Source organism: Umezawaea sp. Da 62-37 (assembly GCF_032460545.1).
Taxonomy (GTDB): Bacteria; Actinomycetota; Actinomycetes; order Mycobacteriales; family Pseudonocardiaceae; genus Umezawaea.
In genome coordinates, this window is the sequence record NZ_CP135965.1 from 5,225,476 (window position 1) to 5,239,542 (window position 14,067).

The following is a 14,067-nucleotide window of genomic DNA, read 5'->3' on the forward strand; positions in this document are numbered from 1 at the left end:
CTTCGCCCCCTCAGGTGCGGTCATGCGAGTTCGTGGTGCGCGACGGCCGGGTCAGGCGGGGTTGATGCGCCCCCAGGACGCGACGTTGTCGCCTTCGACCCGGCGATAGGTGGCTTCGATCTGGGTGAGCTGAGTCACAACGCCGTTGAGCTGCTCGCGGTAGGCGAGGATCGCGGTGAGCGCGGCGGAATCGCCGGAGGCGAACGTGTCGTGGTTGAACTTCTCGGCGGTCTCCCGGCTCACCGGGTCCATCGCCCACTGCTTCGCCTTCAGCGCGGAAGCCGTGTCGGTCAACTGCGTGTCCAGCTCGCTGAGAGCGTCCTCGAACACCTTCCGAGCAGCGGGAATGGCCGAAGGGTCGACCCGAAGGCCCTGCTTCGAGCCGCTGTACTCGGGGATCGGAGGCTGCGACGAGCCTCCACCACCATCCGCGACGAACACGGCACACCCTCCTCAGTGATGCACATACCCCAGTGTGTGCAATTGGGATGACTTTAACTCGGATGCGCGACGCGGTGCGATGGTTCCGCCGGTGATCGCGCAGTTCTACTCACCTTTATCTACTGAGAGCAGCATTCAGCTCGCGGTGAGCGTCTGGACCACTGCTTCCGCAATCGTCTTCGCGCGCGTGCACAGTTCGTCCATCGGCACCTTCGTGCTGTTCACCCCGAGGTCCACCAGCTGCCCGTCGGCCAGGTCGAGGTACACCGTGCACGTCGGCAGCACGGCCGTCGACCGACCCGTGAGGGCGGGGAAGCCGCCCACCCGCAACGGCGTCAGCTCACCGCTCGCGACCCCCGCCTCGAACAGTTCGACGCCCTCGTTCGCGGCCACCACGACCCCGATCCCGTAGGTGAAGTCGGCCGACCCGATGCTGCACAGCGTCGCGCCCTGGTAGGCCGACGACTTCAGCGTCCCCGGCGTCCTGGTGAGCCCGAACTGCTGCTTCTGCGCGTCGGACAGCACCGCGCACGAGTCCACGCCCTTGAGGTCGACCGCCTTCGGCCGCGACACCGGGGGCGTGGTGCTGGTGGGTACCGACGTCCCGGAGGCCGCCGTGGTCCCGACCGCCCCGGCCGACGCGGTACCCGCGGTCTTCTCGGTGCACCCGCCGAGGAGGGCGGCGACGGCGACCAGTGCCGCGACTCGGTGCCGGTGGCTCAGCATGGGGGCAAGGTATCGGACGTCGAAACGCGGAGAAGGCGGATTCGGGTTTCCGCGTCGGGCTCATCGGACGGATGAACGTCCCACCCCTAAAAGGAATTTTCTTCACATCGGCTGCCGTGTCCTGCCCGCCGGTGATCTCCCGGATAGCCTCCGGTGGTGGCACACGACACCGGACCCGGTCGCATCGAGGACTACGCGCTGCTTTCCGACCTGAGGACGGCGGCCCTGGTCGGGCGGGACGGGTCGGTGGACTGGCTGTGCATGCCGCGGTTCGACTCGCCGTCGTGCTTCTCGCGGCTGCTCGGCACCGAGGACGACGGGCACTGGCGGATCGCGCCGACGGCGCCCGTGACGGCGGTGCGGCGGCGGTACCGGGAGAACACGCTGGTGCTGGAGACGGAGTTCGACACCGACGAGGGCACGATCCGGCTGATCGACACGATGCCGCCGGAGGACAGCGACGACGACGCGGACACGCGGCTCGTGCGGGTGGTCGAGGGCCTGTCCGGCTCGGTCGAGGTGAAGCTCCAGTGGGTGGTGCGGTTCGCCTACGGCGACTCGGTGCCCTGGGTGCGCCGGTCGACCGCGGCCGACGGCACCGAGTGCGTCTTCGCCGTCGCGGGCCCGTCGGCGATCGCGCTCTACGGCGACCGGCTGCCCTACCGGGTCGAGGGGAAGCGGGCGCACGAGGCCGTGTTCACCGTGGACGAGGGCGACCGGCTGTCGTGGGTGATGGAGTTCTCCTACTCCCACGACCGGCCGCCGGTGCCGGTGGACGCCCTGGCCGAGGTGCGCCGGTCCGAGGCGTTCTGGAAGGACTGGACCGACGACCTCGGCTACCACGGACCGCACGGCGACGTGGTGCGCCGGTCGCTGATCACGTTGAAGGGCCTCACGTACGCGCCCAGCGGCGGCATCGTGGCGGCGCCGACGACGTCGCTGCCGGAGACCTTCGGCGGCGAGCGCAACTGGGACTACCGGTACTGCTGGCTGCGGGACGCGACGCTGACCCTGCTGGCGCTGGACAACTTCGGCCGGTCCGGCGAGGCGGAGGCGTGGCGGAAGTGGCTGCTGCGCGCGGTCGCGGGCGACCCGGCGGACCTGCAGATCATGTACGGGCTCGGCGGCGAGCGGCACCTGGTGGAGTGGGAGGCCGACTGGCTGCCCGGCTACCGCGGCGCGAAGCCGGTGCGGATCGGCAACGCGGCCTACCGGCAGTTGCAGCTCGACGTGTACGGCGAGGTCATGGACGCGCTGCACCTGGCCCGTGAACGGGGCATCGCGGAGTCCGCGGAGTCGTGGGCGATGCAGCGGGGCATGATCCGGCACCTGCGCAAGATCTGGGACCGCCCGGACAAGGGGCTGTGGGAGGTGCGCGGCCCCGACCGGTACTTCACGCACTCGCGGGTGATGGTGTGGGTCGCGTTCGACCGGGCCGTGCGGGCGGCGGAGCAGTACGGGCTGCCCGGCCCGGTGGACGAGTGGCGCGAGCTGCGCGACCGGGTGCACGCCGAGGTGCTGGAGAAGGGCTGGAACGCCGAGCTCGGCACGTTCACCCAGTTCTACGGCGGCACCGAGCTGGACGCCGCGACGCTGCTGATCCCGGCCGTGGGCTTCCTGCCCGGCAACGATCCCCGCGTGCTCGGCACGATCGAGGCGATCCGCCGCGGTCTGAAGCACGGCGACCTGGTGGACCGCTACGACACCGACCCCGGCGAGTCCGAGGTGGACGGGCTCAGCGGCGAGGAGGGCTCGTTCCTGGCCTGCTCGTTCTGGTTCGTCGACGCGCTCGCCCTGTCCGACCGACGAGACGAGGCCGTGGAGATGTTCGACCGCTTGGTGGCCCTGGTGAACGACGTGGGACTCCTCGCCGAGGAGTACGACGCCCGCACGGGCCGGATGTCCGGCAACTTCCCGCAGGCCTTCAGCCACCTCGCGCTGGTCAACAGCGCCGCGGTGCTCTACGGCCAGGGCCACACGCGCGACGAGCGCGACCGGCGCGACGGCGGCGACCGGTGAAGGCCGCGTACGCGGTCCCCGGCAAGCCGGAGCAGGCCGAGGTCGTCGAGTGGGACGAGCCCGTGCCCGCGGACGGCGAGGTGCTGGTCGAGGGCCTGCTGGTGGGCATGTGCGGCACCGACGTGGAGATCGTGCGCGACGGCTTCGGCACGCCACCGCCCGGCAAGTCGGGGTTCGTGCTGTTCCACGAGTCGCTCGGCCGCGTGCTGGCGGCCCCGATGGGCGGCGACCTCGCGCCCGGCGACCTGATCGCCGGTGTCGTGCGCAGGCCGGACACCGCGCCGTGCCCGGCGTGCGCGGAGGACGCCTGGGACTTCTGCCACAACGGCGGGTACACCGAGCGCGGCATCAAGGAGCTCGACGGCTACGGGATGCAGCGCTGGACCGTGCCGCCGAAGTTCGCCGTGAAGCTGGACCCGGCGCTGGGCGACCTGGGTGTGCTGACCGAGCCGGGGTCGGTGGTGGCGAAGGCGTGGGACCAGGTCCTGCTGAACTGCCGCCGCGCGCACCTGGTCCCGCGCACGGTGATGATCACCGGCGCGGGCCCGATCGGCCTGCTGGCCGCGATGCTGGCCGTGCAGCGGGGGCTGACCGCGCACGTCGTCGACCGGGCGACCTCGGGGCGCAAGCCGGACCTCGTGCGCGGGCTGGGCGCGACCTACCACTCGTCGGTGGACACCGTGCCCGAGGTGGACGTGGCGATCGAGTGCACCGGGGTGGCCGAACTGGTCTGGGAGTCCGTCCGCCGCGCCGCGGTGACCGCGCTGACCGGGCTGTCCGGTGACACCGGGACGTTCGCGGCCGACCGGATCGTGCTGGACGAGATCGTGCTGCACAACCGCGCGGTCGTCGGGTCGGTCAACGCGGGACTGGGCGACTACCGGACCGCCGCCGACGCGCTCGCCGCCGCCGACCGGACGTGGCTGGGCGGGCTGATCACCCGGCGGGTGCCGCTCGACTCGTTCACCGACGCGCTGGAGCGCAAGCCCGACGACGTGAAGGTCGTCGTCGACCTGGCCTGAGTTCGCCCGTTCCGCCCCCCGGCGAAGATCGAACCGCGTAGGTTCGGTGCCTTCTCCGCCGAGGGGGGCGCATGGCAGCGGACTGGACGCGGATGGCACTGCGGGCCTGGGCGGATCACGCCGAGGTGCTGGCCAGGCTGGACGCGGGCGCCGACCCGAACCCCGCCGGGCGGTTCACGCCGCCGCTGCACATGGCGGCGTCGCACGGCTCACCCGAGGTGGTGGCCGAGCTGGCGGGCCGGGTCGACGACGTCGAGGCGCTCCACTCGAGCCGCAGCGCGCTCTGGCTCGCGGTGGTCGCCGGCCGGTCGGACAACGCCCGCGCCCTGGTCGCGGCGGGCGCCGACCCGTGGCGCCCGGTGATGGCGGGGTGGTCGGCGGGACGGCTCGGCCTGGCGGGCCCGGACCCCGACCTGTTCGCCAGGCCCGACGGCGAACCCGGCCTGTCGCCCTCCGAGGCGGCGGAGGCCGCGGAGGCCAAGCGCTTGATCGCCGCGCTGGGCACCCCGGCCGTGGAGGGTTTCGGATTCGCCTTCGTCGCGGGGATCGACGCGGCCGAGGCGGAACGGCGGTTGCGAGCCGTTCGCCTCGACGTGCCGGGACCGATCTCCGACATCGTCGGGGGCGATCCGCTGGACGACGGGAACCTGCTGGTCATGGGCGTCACCGACGTGCCGGGCGGGTGCGTGGTCAGCCAGGCGTGGGCGTTCGGGCCCTCCATGCCGGGTGTGGTCGGCCGCCTCTCGGTGGGCACGACCTGCTTCGGGCTCTACGCCAACCCCAAGAGCGGCCACCAGGGCACCGTCGCCCACGACCGCGTCTTCGGGAAGCGCCACCTGTCCCCCTCGAGCGGCCCCGACCTGGACGACACCCCGGAGGAGGCCCTCGCCGCCTACCTGTACCAGCGCCACGCGGTGGCCCGCTGCCTCGCCCGCGTCGGCCTGCGGCCCACCGACGCCCGAGCGGTCACGGGCCCGCCCGACGCCTGGCTGCGGCTGCCGGCGCACGACTACTGGACGTGGTCCGAGCCGGTGTGACCGGCGAACGCCGTGACCTCGGCGAGCAGCAGCTCCGGGGTCTCGATCTGCGGCAGGTGGCCGGTCCCCCGGAGCAGGTGGAACACCGAGCCGGGGATCGCCTCGGCGAACGCGCGGCCGTACTCGGGGGTGACGATCCGGTCGGCCTCGCCCCACAGCACCAGCGCGGGCACCTTGACCCCGGCCAGGCGCTCCCGCAGCGTCGGGTCGACCATCGACGCCCCGTAGACGGCGAGCGCGGAGCGGTTGGCGGCCATGCCCGCCTTCTGCGCGTCGGAGAACCCGCTCGGGTCGATCCCGAACTTCTCCGGGTCGTGGTAGCTGAGCTTGGACAGCTCGGGCAGGGACAGCGGGAAGATGTCGACCACCGGCTGCCCCTCGACCTCGATGCCGACCGCGTCCACCAGGACGATGCCGCTGATCCGGTCGCTGCCCAGCAGCGCCATCTCGGCGGCGGTCCAGCCGCCCATGGAGTTGCCGACGACGATCACGTCGCGCAGGTCCTCGTCCTCCAGGAACTGGACGTAGACCTCGGCGAGGCCCGCCATGGTGTCGAGCCAGTCGGGGCGCTCCGTGCCGCCGAACCCGGCGTGCGCGGGGGTGATGACCCGACCGTGCGCGGCCAGCAGCCGGGCGAACCCGGCGACCGTCTGCGGCCCGCCGCCGCCGTGCAGCAGCAGGAAGGCGCGGCCCTCGCCATGGTCGTCGAACCGGACGTCCACGTCGCCACCGGAAACCTTGGTCATGTTTTCCTCCTCGTTGATGTAAGCAACCTTATCTAAGCATATTTAGATAAGCAAGACGAGGGGGCGCGGAAGTTCGGTGGATCGTTGGATGCCGGGCGTTCACCCAGGTCGGAAGCGTCGACGACCTGCCAGCGGACGGCCGGTGCGGTGATCGCCGACCCCGCCGGTTCACACGCCGAGACGCGTGAACCCCGGTGAGGATCGCGGTGACCGCGTTAGAGGCCGCCGCGGAGCAGGTGGTCGATGTCCTCGGGGCGACCCGGCCGGGCGAAGAACCAGCCCTGACCGGTGTCGCACCCGATTCGGTGCAGCCGCTTGGCCTGGGACGGCGTCTCGACGCCCTCGGCCGTCACGCCGAGTCCCAGCGCGTGGGCGAGCTGCACGAGGGTCGTCACGATCTGGGCGTCCACGGCGTCTTCCTCGTCCGCCGCGCGCAGCCCTTCCATGAACGACCCCGCGATCTTGAGTTCGTGCACCGGCAGGTGCTTGAGGTACGCGAGGTTCGAGTAGCCGGTGCCGAAGTCGTCGATCGCGATCCGGACACCCATGTCCGACAGGGCGCGCAGGGCTTCCAGCGGCTCGTCGGCGGTCCCCATGATCGCGCTCTCGGTCAGTTCGAGCTGGAGGTGGTGCGGGGGCAGCGCGCACTCGTCGAGGATGCGCTTCACGTCGCGCACCAGCTCCGGGTCGCGGCTCTGCCGCACGGCCAGGTTGACGCTGACGAACGGCGCGTTGTCGCCGAACTCCTCCAGCCAGCGCCGGGCCTCCTCGCACGCCTTGCGCAGCACCCAGCGGCCGAGCGGCACGATCAGGCCGGTCTCCTCGGCCAGTTCGATGAACCGGTCGGGCGCGAGCCTGCCGAACTCGGGGTGCTGCCAGCGGACCAGCGCCTCGACACCGGTGACCCGGCTGTCCGCGAGGCGCACCAGCGGCTGGTAGTCGACGTAGAACTCGTCGCGCTCCAGCGCGGCGGGCATGGTCGCGGACAGCGTGAAGCGCGCGACCTCGCGGGCGTTGCGCTCGGGGTTGTAGAGCGCCCAGCGCGACTTCCCGTCGGCCTTCGCCCAGTACAGCGTGATGTCCGCGTCGCGCATCAGGTCCGCGGCCGTCGTGCCCTCCAGCGGCCGTTCCACGATGCCGATGCTCGCCGACACGGTCAGCTCGTGGCCGCCGATCTTGATCGGGGCCTCCAGCTCGTGCAGCACGCGGTCGGCGACGTTGACGATGTCCTGGGTGCTGTCCGAACCCTCGACGAGGATGACGAACTCGTCGCCGCCCATCCGCGCGACGAGCTTGCCGTCACCGGAGACCGAGTGGTCGAGCCGCCTGCCGACCTCGACCAGCAGCTGGTCGCCTATGTCGTGGCCGAGGCTGTCGTTGATGACCTTGAACCCGTCCAGGTCCAGGTAGCAGAGCCCGGCGCGGCGGCTGGTCTCCCCGCCCACCGCGTTGAACACGCGGCCGAGGCGCTCCAGGAACAGCGCGCGGTTCGGCAGCCCGGTCAGCGGGTCGTGCAGCGCCTGGTAGCGCAGCCGGTTCTGCAGCAGGTGCCGGTCGGTGACGTCCTCGATCATGGCGACCTGGTACTGCGGCTCGCCGTGGTCGTCGCGGACCAGCGACAGCGTGAGGTGCGTCCACACCTGCTCGCCGTCGGCCCGGTGGAAGCGCTTCTCGGCCCGGTAGTGGTCGCAGTCGCCCGCGATGAGCTGGTCGTAGAGCCGCCACACGTTGCCGCTGTCCTCGGGGTGCATGAGGTCGCGGATGTTGTACTGCCGCATCTCCTCGACGCTGAACCCGAGCATGTCCTGCAACGCCTGGTTGACGTCGAGTATCCGGCCCTCGATGTCCGCGATGCCGATGCCGATCGCGGCCTCGGTGAACATCGCGCGGAACCGCGCCTCGCTGGCCCGCAGCGCCGTCTCGGCCTGGTCGCGGGCGTCGAGCACGGCGGCCCTGATCGCCTCCTGCTCGGCCAGCGTCCGCTCGCGCAGCGCCCTCGCGTAGCCGGCGGCCAGCGCGCCCTGCAGGGCGGAGAGCCGCGACGCCATCCGGCCGTCGGCGCCGACCCCCAGCTCGGTGAGCAGGTCGTCGCCCAGCAGCTGGACCGTGCGGCCCAGGGTGTCCGTGCCGGTGAAGTGCGCCTCGACGAGCCGGGCGCCGATGTCGTAGCCGGGCGCCGTGCGGAAGGGGTTCGCGATCAGCGCCCCGACCAGGACCTCGGTCAGCGACTGGAGGTGTTCGGCCACTTCGGCCCTGGTCATGGGCACGTAGCTGCTGCCGATCACCGCCGTCGCCCACGTGCGCGCGAAGGCCTCGGCCCCGGCCACCATGGCCGGGTCCAGTTCCGATCGACTGCTGGGCACCCGCTGGTCAACCCGTTCCGTCATGTTCGCCGACCTGCCACCACAAACGCAGAGGATACGGCCGGTAGCCCGCCGCAGTCGACCTTCACGGTTTCCTCCCCAGCGCGGCGAAGCCGGGGAAGCGCTCCGCGGCCTCGTCGACGTCGTCCGGCGAGTCCGGGCGCCAGTGCGGCAATCGCACCACACCGGGCTCCACGAGTTCCAGTCCGCGCAGCAGCGCGGTGAGTTCCGCGCGGTCGCGGTGGACCATCGGCGTGACCTGCGCGCTGTAGCGCCGACGCGCCTCGGCCACGGCCTCGGACTCCTCGCCCTTTTCCCCGCCGGAGTGCGAGATCCCCAGGTAGCTGCCCGGAACGAGCGCGTCCAGGTAGTCGGTGATGATCTTGTGCGGCTCCTCGGAGTCGGGCACGAAGTGCAGCACCGCGATCATCAGCACCGCGATGGGCCGGTCGAAGTCCAGCACCGCCCGCACCTCCGGGGCCCCCAGCACCGACGCCGGGTCGCGGAGGTCGGCCTGGAGCGCGGCCACGTGCGGGAGGTCGGCGAGCAACGACTTGCCGTGCGCGGTGGCGACCGCGTCCGTGTCGACGTAGACCACGCGGGCCGCCGGGTCGACGGCGTGCGCGATCTCGTGCACGTTGCCCGCGGTGGGGATGCCGGAGCCGAGGTCGAGGAACTGGCGGACGCCGAGGTGCAGCAGGTGGCGGACCATCCGGCGGAGCAGCGCGCGGTTGACGAGGATCACCCGGCGCACCTCGGGCATGGCCTCCATCGTCCGGTTGGCCACCGCCCGGTCCGCCGCGAAGTTGTGCGCGCCGCCCAGCCAGTAGTCGTACACGCGCGCCACGCTGGGGCGGTCCAGGTCGATGTCGCCCGGAACCCACTTCGGCCGTTCCGCCACGCGCGCTCCTCCGACTCGCCTCGGGACGCCCCATCATGGTCCACAGCGACCCCCTGGCGCACCGCCCCGCGGACCCGGTTCGCCGATTCGCGGACGGCGGCCGCGATCACCGAGCAGAATGCCGGTCTTGTGAGGTACACCTTGATCGCGGGAGCGGTCACCACTGCCGTCGCACTCGGGCTGCTGCTGATCAGCCTGAAGCGCAAGCGGAACATGCTGGCCACCACGATCGTCGGCGCGGTCGGCGCCTTCCTGCTGGTGGCGGGCTGGCTGTTCGTGGTCGACAGCACCACCGCCAAGGGCGAGGCGATCAAGACCGGAGGCCTGGCGGGCGGCGCGGTGATCGCGCTGTACGCGCTGTGGCTCAACGACCGGCGGCGGCGCACCGAGGAGGCCCGCCAGCACCTGGAGGGCCTGCGGACCGACCACGACCGGTCGCGCGTGGCCGACGAGCGGTTCGCCCGCGCCGTGGAACTGCTCGGCCACGACGCCGACCAGGTGCGCGTCGGCGCCCTGCACGCGTTGGCGGGCCTGGCGGAGTCCAGCGAGAAGGACTACCGGCAGACCGTGCTGAACATCCTCTGCTCGTACCTGCGCAGGCCCTTCGAGCTCCCGCTGACCGCGGAGGCCGACCCCGAACGGCACCGGGAGCTGGAGGTCCGGCTGACCGCGCAGCAGCTGATCACGAAGCTGCTGCCGCACGCGGACCTGCCGGACGCCCCGCACTACGACCTGAACCTGACCAACGCGAGCGTGGAGTACCTCGACCTGGCCCACCGCCAGGTGGGGCAGTTCGTCGCCCGGTCGGCGAAGTTCTACCGGGCGAACGCCTTCCACCACACGACTTTCCACGGCGACGCGCACTTCACCGGCGCCGAGAACCACGGCAGGCTGTACGTGCACGACTCGGTCTTCCACGGGAAGGCGTGGTTCAGCAACTTCGCCTCCGACGACGAGGTCGACTTCCACGCCACCGACTTCCGGGGCGCCTCGAAGTTCGCCTTCGGCGCCTACAAGGGCGGTTTCTCCTTGGCTGGTGCCAAGTTCGCGACCAGGGCCGACATCCGAGGACTGCGCGTCACGGGCAAGCGCGACCTGCCCGCGGGCTGGCTGACCGACCTGGAGGGGAACGCGTGATGCGCGGTAGGTGGATGCTGCTGCTGAGCGTGCTGGCGGCTGTCCTCGTCACCGCGGCCACGATCGCGGGGCTGCTGGTGGTCGAGCCGAAGCTGTCCAAGGCCGAGGCGCTCAAGACCGGCGGTCTCGCGGGCGGCGCGGTCGTGGCGCTGTACGCGTTGTGGCTCAACGACCGGCGGCGGCGCACCGAGGAGGCGCGGCACCAGTTGGAGAGCGACAAGGTCGCCGACGAGCGGTTCGCGCGGTCGGTGGAGATGCTCGGCCACGAAGCCGACCAGGTGCGGGTGGGCGCGATGCACGCGCTGGCCGGGCTGACGACGTCGGCCCCGCGCTACAAGCAGACCGTGCTCGACGTGCTGTGCGCGTACCTGCGCAGGCCGTTCCACCACGTGGGCCACAAGGGCGACTACTCCGGCGACCCGGAGAAGCTGCCGAGGGACCAGGCGGACCTCGTGCTGGCCGCGAGCGACCGGGAGCGCGAGGTGCGGCGCACGGCCCAGCAGCTGATCACCGGCATGCTGCCGTGGGGAGCGGACACCGACTCGACGGCCTACCACCTGGACCTGACCGGGGCGAGCCTCGAGTACTTCCGGCTGTCCGGCAGGCGGATCGGGCGGATCACGGCGCGGCGCGCGAACTTCTACGGCATCACCATGATCAACGAGATGGTGGCGTCGAAGCCCGTGCTGTTCTCCGGGGCGCGGTTCCACGGCCGGGTCTCCGCCGCGCACACCATGTTCGACGGCGGCCTCTCCCTCCAGGACGTGGAGTTCGCCGACGAGTTCACCCTGTCCGGAGCGGAGGTCGGCACGTTCCTGCACCTCGGCACGGACCTGCCGAAACCGCTGAAGGGCGTGCTCACCGTCCGGCCCGGCACCGAGATGCGGACGGCCAAGCCCGAGGGATGGGTACTAGCCGGGACGTACGAGTTCCAGCAGCGCCCTGGCGGCGGCGCTGACGGCCGCCCCCGTGACGACGACCGTCTCCGCGACCGGCCCGCCGTCCAGGGCGACGAACCGGACGAGGTCCGTCTTGAGCGAGAACGACTGCGGCACGAGCGCGACGCCGAGACCGAACCCGACGAAGTCCAGCAGTGAGTGGACGTCGTTGACCTCCACGCCCACCCGGCGGCCCACCCCGGCCTCGGCGAGCGTGCGGTCGACGACGTCCCTCGTGCCCCACCCGGCGTTGAAGTCCACGAAGGACTCGCCGACCAGCTCCGCCAGCGCGACCGAGGACCGTTGCGCCATCAGGTGATCCGGGGCGCACGCCAGCACCAGCGGTTCGGTGGCCAGGGTGGACGTGCGGACGTCCACATCGGACGGTCGGGTCACGAACGCGACGTCGATCCGCCCCGCCCGCACCTCGTCCACGAGGTCCGCGGTGCCGCCCTGGCGCAGCCGGATCTCCACACCGGGGTGCTCGGCGTGGAACGCCGCCAGCACCGCGGGCAGGTGGACGACGTGCAGGCACTGGAGGCTGCCGACCGACAGCGTGCCGCGCAACAGCCCCTGCACCGCCGCGACCGCGGTCCGCCCGGCGTCGACCGAGCCGAGCGCGCGGCGCGCCTCGACCAGCAGCGCGCGCCCAGCCTGGGTGAGCTCGACCCGCCGGGTGCTGCGCACGAACAGCGCCGCGCCCAGCTCGGTCTCCAGCGCCCGGATCGACGCGGAAAGACCCGACTGGGCGACGCGCACGCGTTTGGCGGCCCTGGTGAAGTGGCACTCCTCGGCGACGGCCACGAAGTACTCCAGCTGGCGAAGCTCCACGATTGATCACCCAAACCGCTGAATGCCATCCGAACGTTCTGTTGGACAGCTTAATCCGTTCGGCGCACACTCGGACCACCACTTCTCCAGGAGGCACACCTGATGCGCACCCGCAGGATCGGCGACGTCGAGGTCAGCGCGATCGGACTGGGCGGCATGCCGCTGTCCGTCGAGGGCCGCCCCGACCGCGAACGCGCGCTGGCCACGGTCCGCGCGGCGGTCGAGGCGGGCGTGACCCTCATCGACACCGCGGACGCGTACTCGATGGACGAGACGGACTTCGGGCACAACGAGGAGCTGATCGCGGAGGCCCTGCGCGGACTCGGCTCGGCGGGCGGTGACGTGCTCGTGGCCACGAAGGGCGGCCACACCAGGACGTCCGGCGGCGGCTGGGGACTCGACGGCAGCCCCGCGTACCTGCGGTCGGCGTGCGACGCGTCGCTCAAGCGGCTCGGCGTCGACGCGATCGACCTCTACCAGTTCCACCGCCCGGACCCGGGCGTCCCGCTGGCCGACTCGTTCGGCGCGATCGCCGGACTGCTGGACGCGGGCAAGATCAAGCAGGCGGGCATCTCCAACTTCGACCCCGAGGAGATCAAGCTCGCCAACGAGGTCCTCGGCGGCAGGCTCGTCTCCGTGCAGAACCAGTTCTCCCCGGCGTACCGGTCGAGTGAACCCGAGCTGGAGCTGTGCGCCGAACTGGGCATCGCGTTCCTGCCGTGGAGCCCGCTGGGCGGCATCGGCAAGGCGGGCGAACTCGGCGAGCTGAACTCGGCGTTCGCCGAGGTCGCGGCGGCGCACGACGCGAGCCCGCAGCAGGTGTGCCTGGCCTGGATGCTGGCCAAGGCGCCGGTCGTCATCCCCATCCCCGGCTCCTCGCGGCCGGAGAGCATCCGCAACTCGGCCGCGGCCACCCACCTGGAGTTGACCACCGACGAGCTCGCACGCCTGGGCTAGGCGGGGCCCGTCCCCGAACGTGCACTCCCACTGGTCCACTCGGGTGATCATCGGGTGCGGTTCACCGCATTTGGACGGAGGATCTAGGCCGTACGGCCCATGATCCACGACCGAATGGGGGCGTCCTGTGGTTCTACTCCGCTTCCGCACCTGGACCGCCCGCCTCGGCGTCCTCGCGCTCGCGGCGGGCGCGGTCGTCGCCGCGAGCGCGTCGGGCACGTCGGCCGCTCCGCTGCCCGAGGGGTCCGCCGACCACTACGCGGGTTCGCAGATCGGGAAGCACGAGGGCGGCACCCGGACCGCCCGGCCCGCCAAGCGGTTCGCCGAGGTGCCCGGCATGGACGTGAGCAGCCACCAGGGCGACGTCGACTGGCGGCGGTCCTGGGACGACGGCGCCCGGTTCGCCTACGTCAAGGCGACCGAGGGCACCGGGTACCGGAACCCGAAGTTCGCCCAGCAGTACAACGGCTCCTACGACGTCGGGATGATCCGCGGCGCCTACCACTTCGCGCTGCCCGACCGCTCCGGCGGCACCGAGCAGGCGGACTTCTTCGTGGACCACGGCGGCGGCTGGTCCGCGGACGGCAGGACGCTGCCCGGCGCGATGGACATGGAGTACAACCCGTACGGGGAAACCTGCTACGGCCTCAGCCAGGAAGCCATGACCCGGTGGGTGCTGGACTTCAGCGACCGCGTGCTCCAGCGGACCCAGCGCCACCCGACGATCTACACGTCCGCCAACTGGTGGAACAGGTGCGTGGGCGGCAGCGTCCACTTCGGACGGACGAACCCGTTGTGGGTCGCGCACTACGCCGACGCGCTGGGCGCGCTGCCGGTCGGCTGGGACTTCCACACGATCTGGCAGTGGAGGGCGGCCGGGCTCTTCCCCGGTGACCAGAACCTGTTCAACGGCAACGCCGAGCAGCTCCTCAGCGTGGCGCTGGGCTGA

At 71.7% G+C, this 14,067-nt stretch carries 12 protein-coding genes; 6 read left to right on the forward strand and 6 right to left on the reverse strand.

Annotated features, from left to right (window positions below; translation table 11 throughout):
- Nucleotides 1-51 precede the first annotated feature (51 nt).
- Both RM788_RS23810 and RM788_RS23815 read right to left on the reverse strand, forming a co-directional pair.
- Nucleotides 52-441, reverse strand: coding sequence for a transcriptional regulator (locus tag RM788_RS23810; protein ID WP_315933978.1), 390 nt, complete (start codon nucleotides 439-441; stop codon nucleotides 52-54).
- 135 nt (nucleotides 442-576) lie between these two features.
- Complete coding sequence (locus RM788_RS23815) at nucleotides 577-1,167, reverse strand: DUF3558 domain-containing protein (protein ID WP_315933979.1); 591 nt, start codon at nucleotides 1,165-1,167, stop codon at nucleotides 577-579.
- A gap of 156 nt (nucleotides 1,168-1,323) precedes the next feature.
- Here RM788_RS23815 and RM788_RS23820 point away from each other — a divergent pair, with 156 nt between their 5' ends.
- The 3 genes from RM788_RS23820 (at nucleotide 1,324) to RM788_RS23830 (ending at nucleotide 5,245) form a co-directional block, all read left to right on the forward strand.
- Complete coding sequence (locus RM788_RS23820; protein ID WP_315933980.1) at nucleotides 1,324-3,186, forward strand: glycoside hydrolase family 15 protein; 1,863 nt, start codon at nucleotides 1,324-1,326, stop codon at nucleotides 3,184-3,186.
- Nucleotides 3,183-4,208 (forward strand): glucose 1-dehydrogenase, encoded by a 1,026-nt coding sequence (locus RM788_RS23825; RefSeq protein ID WP_315933981.1) that lies wholly within the window; start codon nucleotides 3,183-3,185, stop codon nucleotides 4,206-4,208. Before RM788_RS23820 ends, RM788_RS23825 begins: the two co-directional genes overlap by 4 nt.
- 71 nt (nucleotides 4,209-4,279) lie before the next feature.
- Nucleotides 4,280-5,245 carry an ankyrin repeat domain-containing protein gene (locus RM788_RS23830; RefSeq protein WP_315933982.1) on the forward strand — a complete coding sequence of 322 codons (966 nt, stop codon included), beginning with the start codon at nucleotides 4,280-4,282 and terminating at the stop codon, nucleotides 5,243-5,245.
- Here RM788_RS23830 and RM788_RS23835 read toward each other — a convergent pair.
- From RM788_RS23835 to RM788_RS23845, 3 genes are all read right to left on the reverse strand, one after another.
- On the reverse strand, nucleotides 5,218-5,991 hold the full coding sequence (locus RM788_RS23835; RefSeq protein ID WP_315933983.1) for an alpha/beta fold hydrolase: 774 nt from the start codon (nucleotides 5,989-5,991) through the stop codon (nucleotides 5,218-5,220). The genes RM788_RS23830 and RM788_RS23835 overlap by 28 nt on opposite strands.
- 215 nt (nucleotides 5,992-6,206) lie before the next feature.
- The gene (locus RM788_RS23840; RefSeq protein ID WP_315933984.1) at nucleotides 6,207-8,378 is read right to left on the reverse strand and encodes a putative bifunctional diguanylate cyclase/phosphodiesterase; all 2,172 of its coding nucleotides are present in this window, start codon (nucleotides 8,376-8,378) and stop codon (nucleotides 6,207-6,209) included.
- A gap of 61 nt (nucleotides 8,379-8,439) precedes the next feature.
- A complete protein-coding gene (locus RM788_RS23845; RefSeq protein ID WP_315933985.1) occupies nucleotides 8,440-9,255 on the reverse strand; it encodes an SAM-dependent methyltransferase in 816 nt (271 codons plus the stop codon).
- A 129-nt stretch (nucleotides 9,256-9,384) separates the two neighbouring features.
- Here RM788_RS23845 and RM788_RS23850 point away from each other — a divergent pair, with 129 nt between their 5' ends.
- Nucleotides 9,385-10,392 carry a hypothetical protein gene (locus RM788_RS23850; RefSeq protein WP_399344588.1) on the forward strand — a complete coding sequence of 336 codons (1,008 nt, stop codon included), beginning with the start codon at nucleotides 9,385-9,387 and terminating at the stop codon, nucleotides 10,390-10,392.
- A gap of 911 nt (nucleotides 10,393-11,303) precedes the next feature.
- Here the strand turns inward: RM788_RS23850 and RM788_RS23860 are convergent.
- Nucleotides 11,304-12,161 (reverse strand): LysR family transcriptional regulator, encoded by an 858-nt coding sequence (locus RM788_RS23860; protein WP_399344590.1) that lies wholly within the window; start codon nucleotides 12,159-12,161, stop codon nucleotides 11,304-11,306.
- 102 nt (nucleotides 12,162-12,263) lie between these two features.
- Between RM788_RS23860 and RM788_RS23865 the strand changes: the two genes are divergently transcribed.
- A complete protein-coding gene (locus tag RM788_RS23865) occupies nucleotides 12,264-13,118 on the forward strand; it encodes an aldo/keto reductase (RefSeq protein ID WP_315933987.1) in 855 nt (284 codons plus the stop codon).
- Nucleotides 13,119-13,245: 127 nt separating this feature from the next.
- Nucleotides 13,246-14,067, forward strand: a complete 822-nt coding sequence (locus RM788_RS23870) for a lysozyme (RefSeq protein ID WP_315933988.1) — start codon at nucleotides 13,246-13,248, stop codon at nucleotides 14,065-14,067.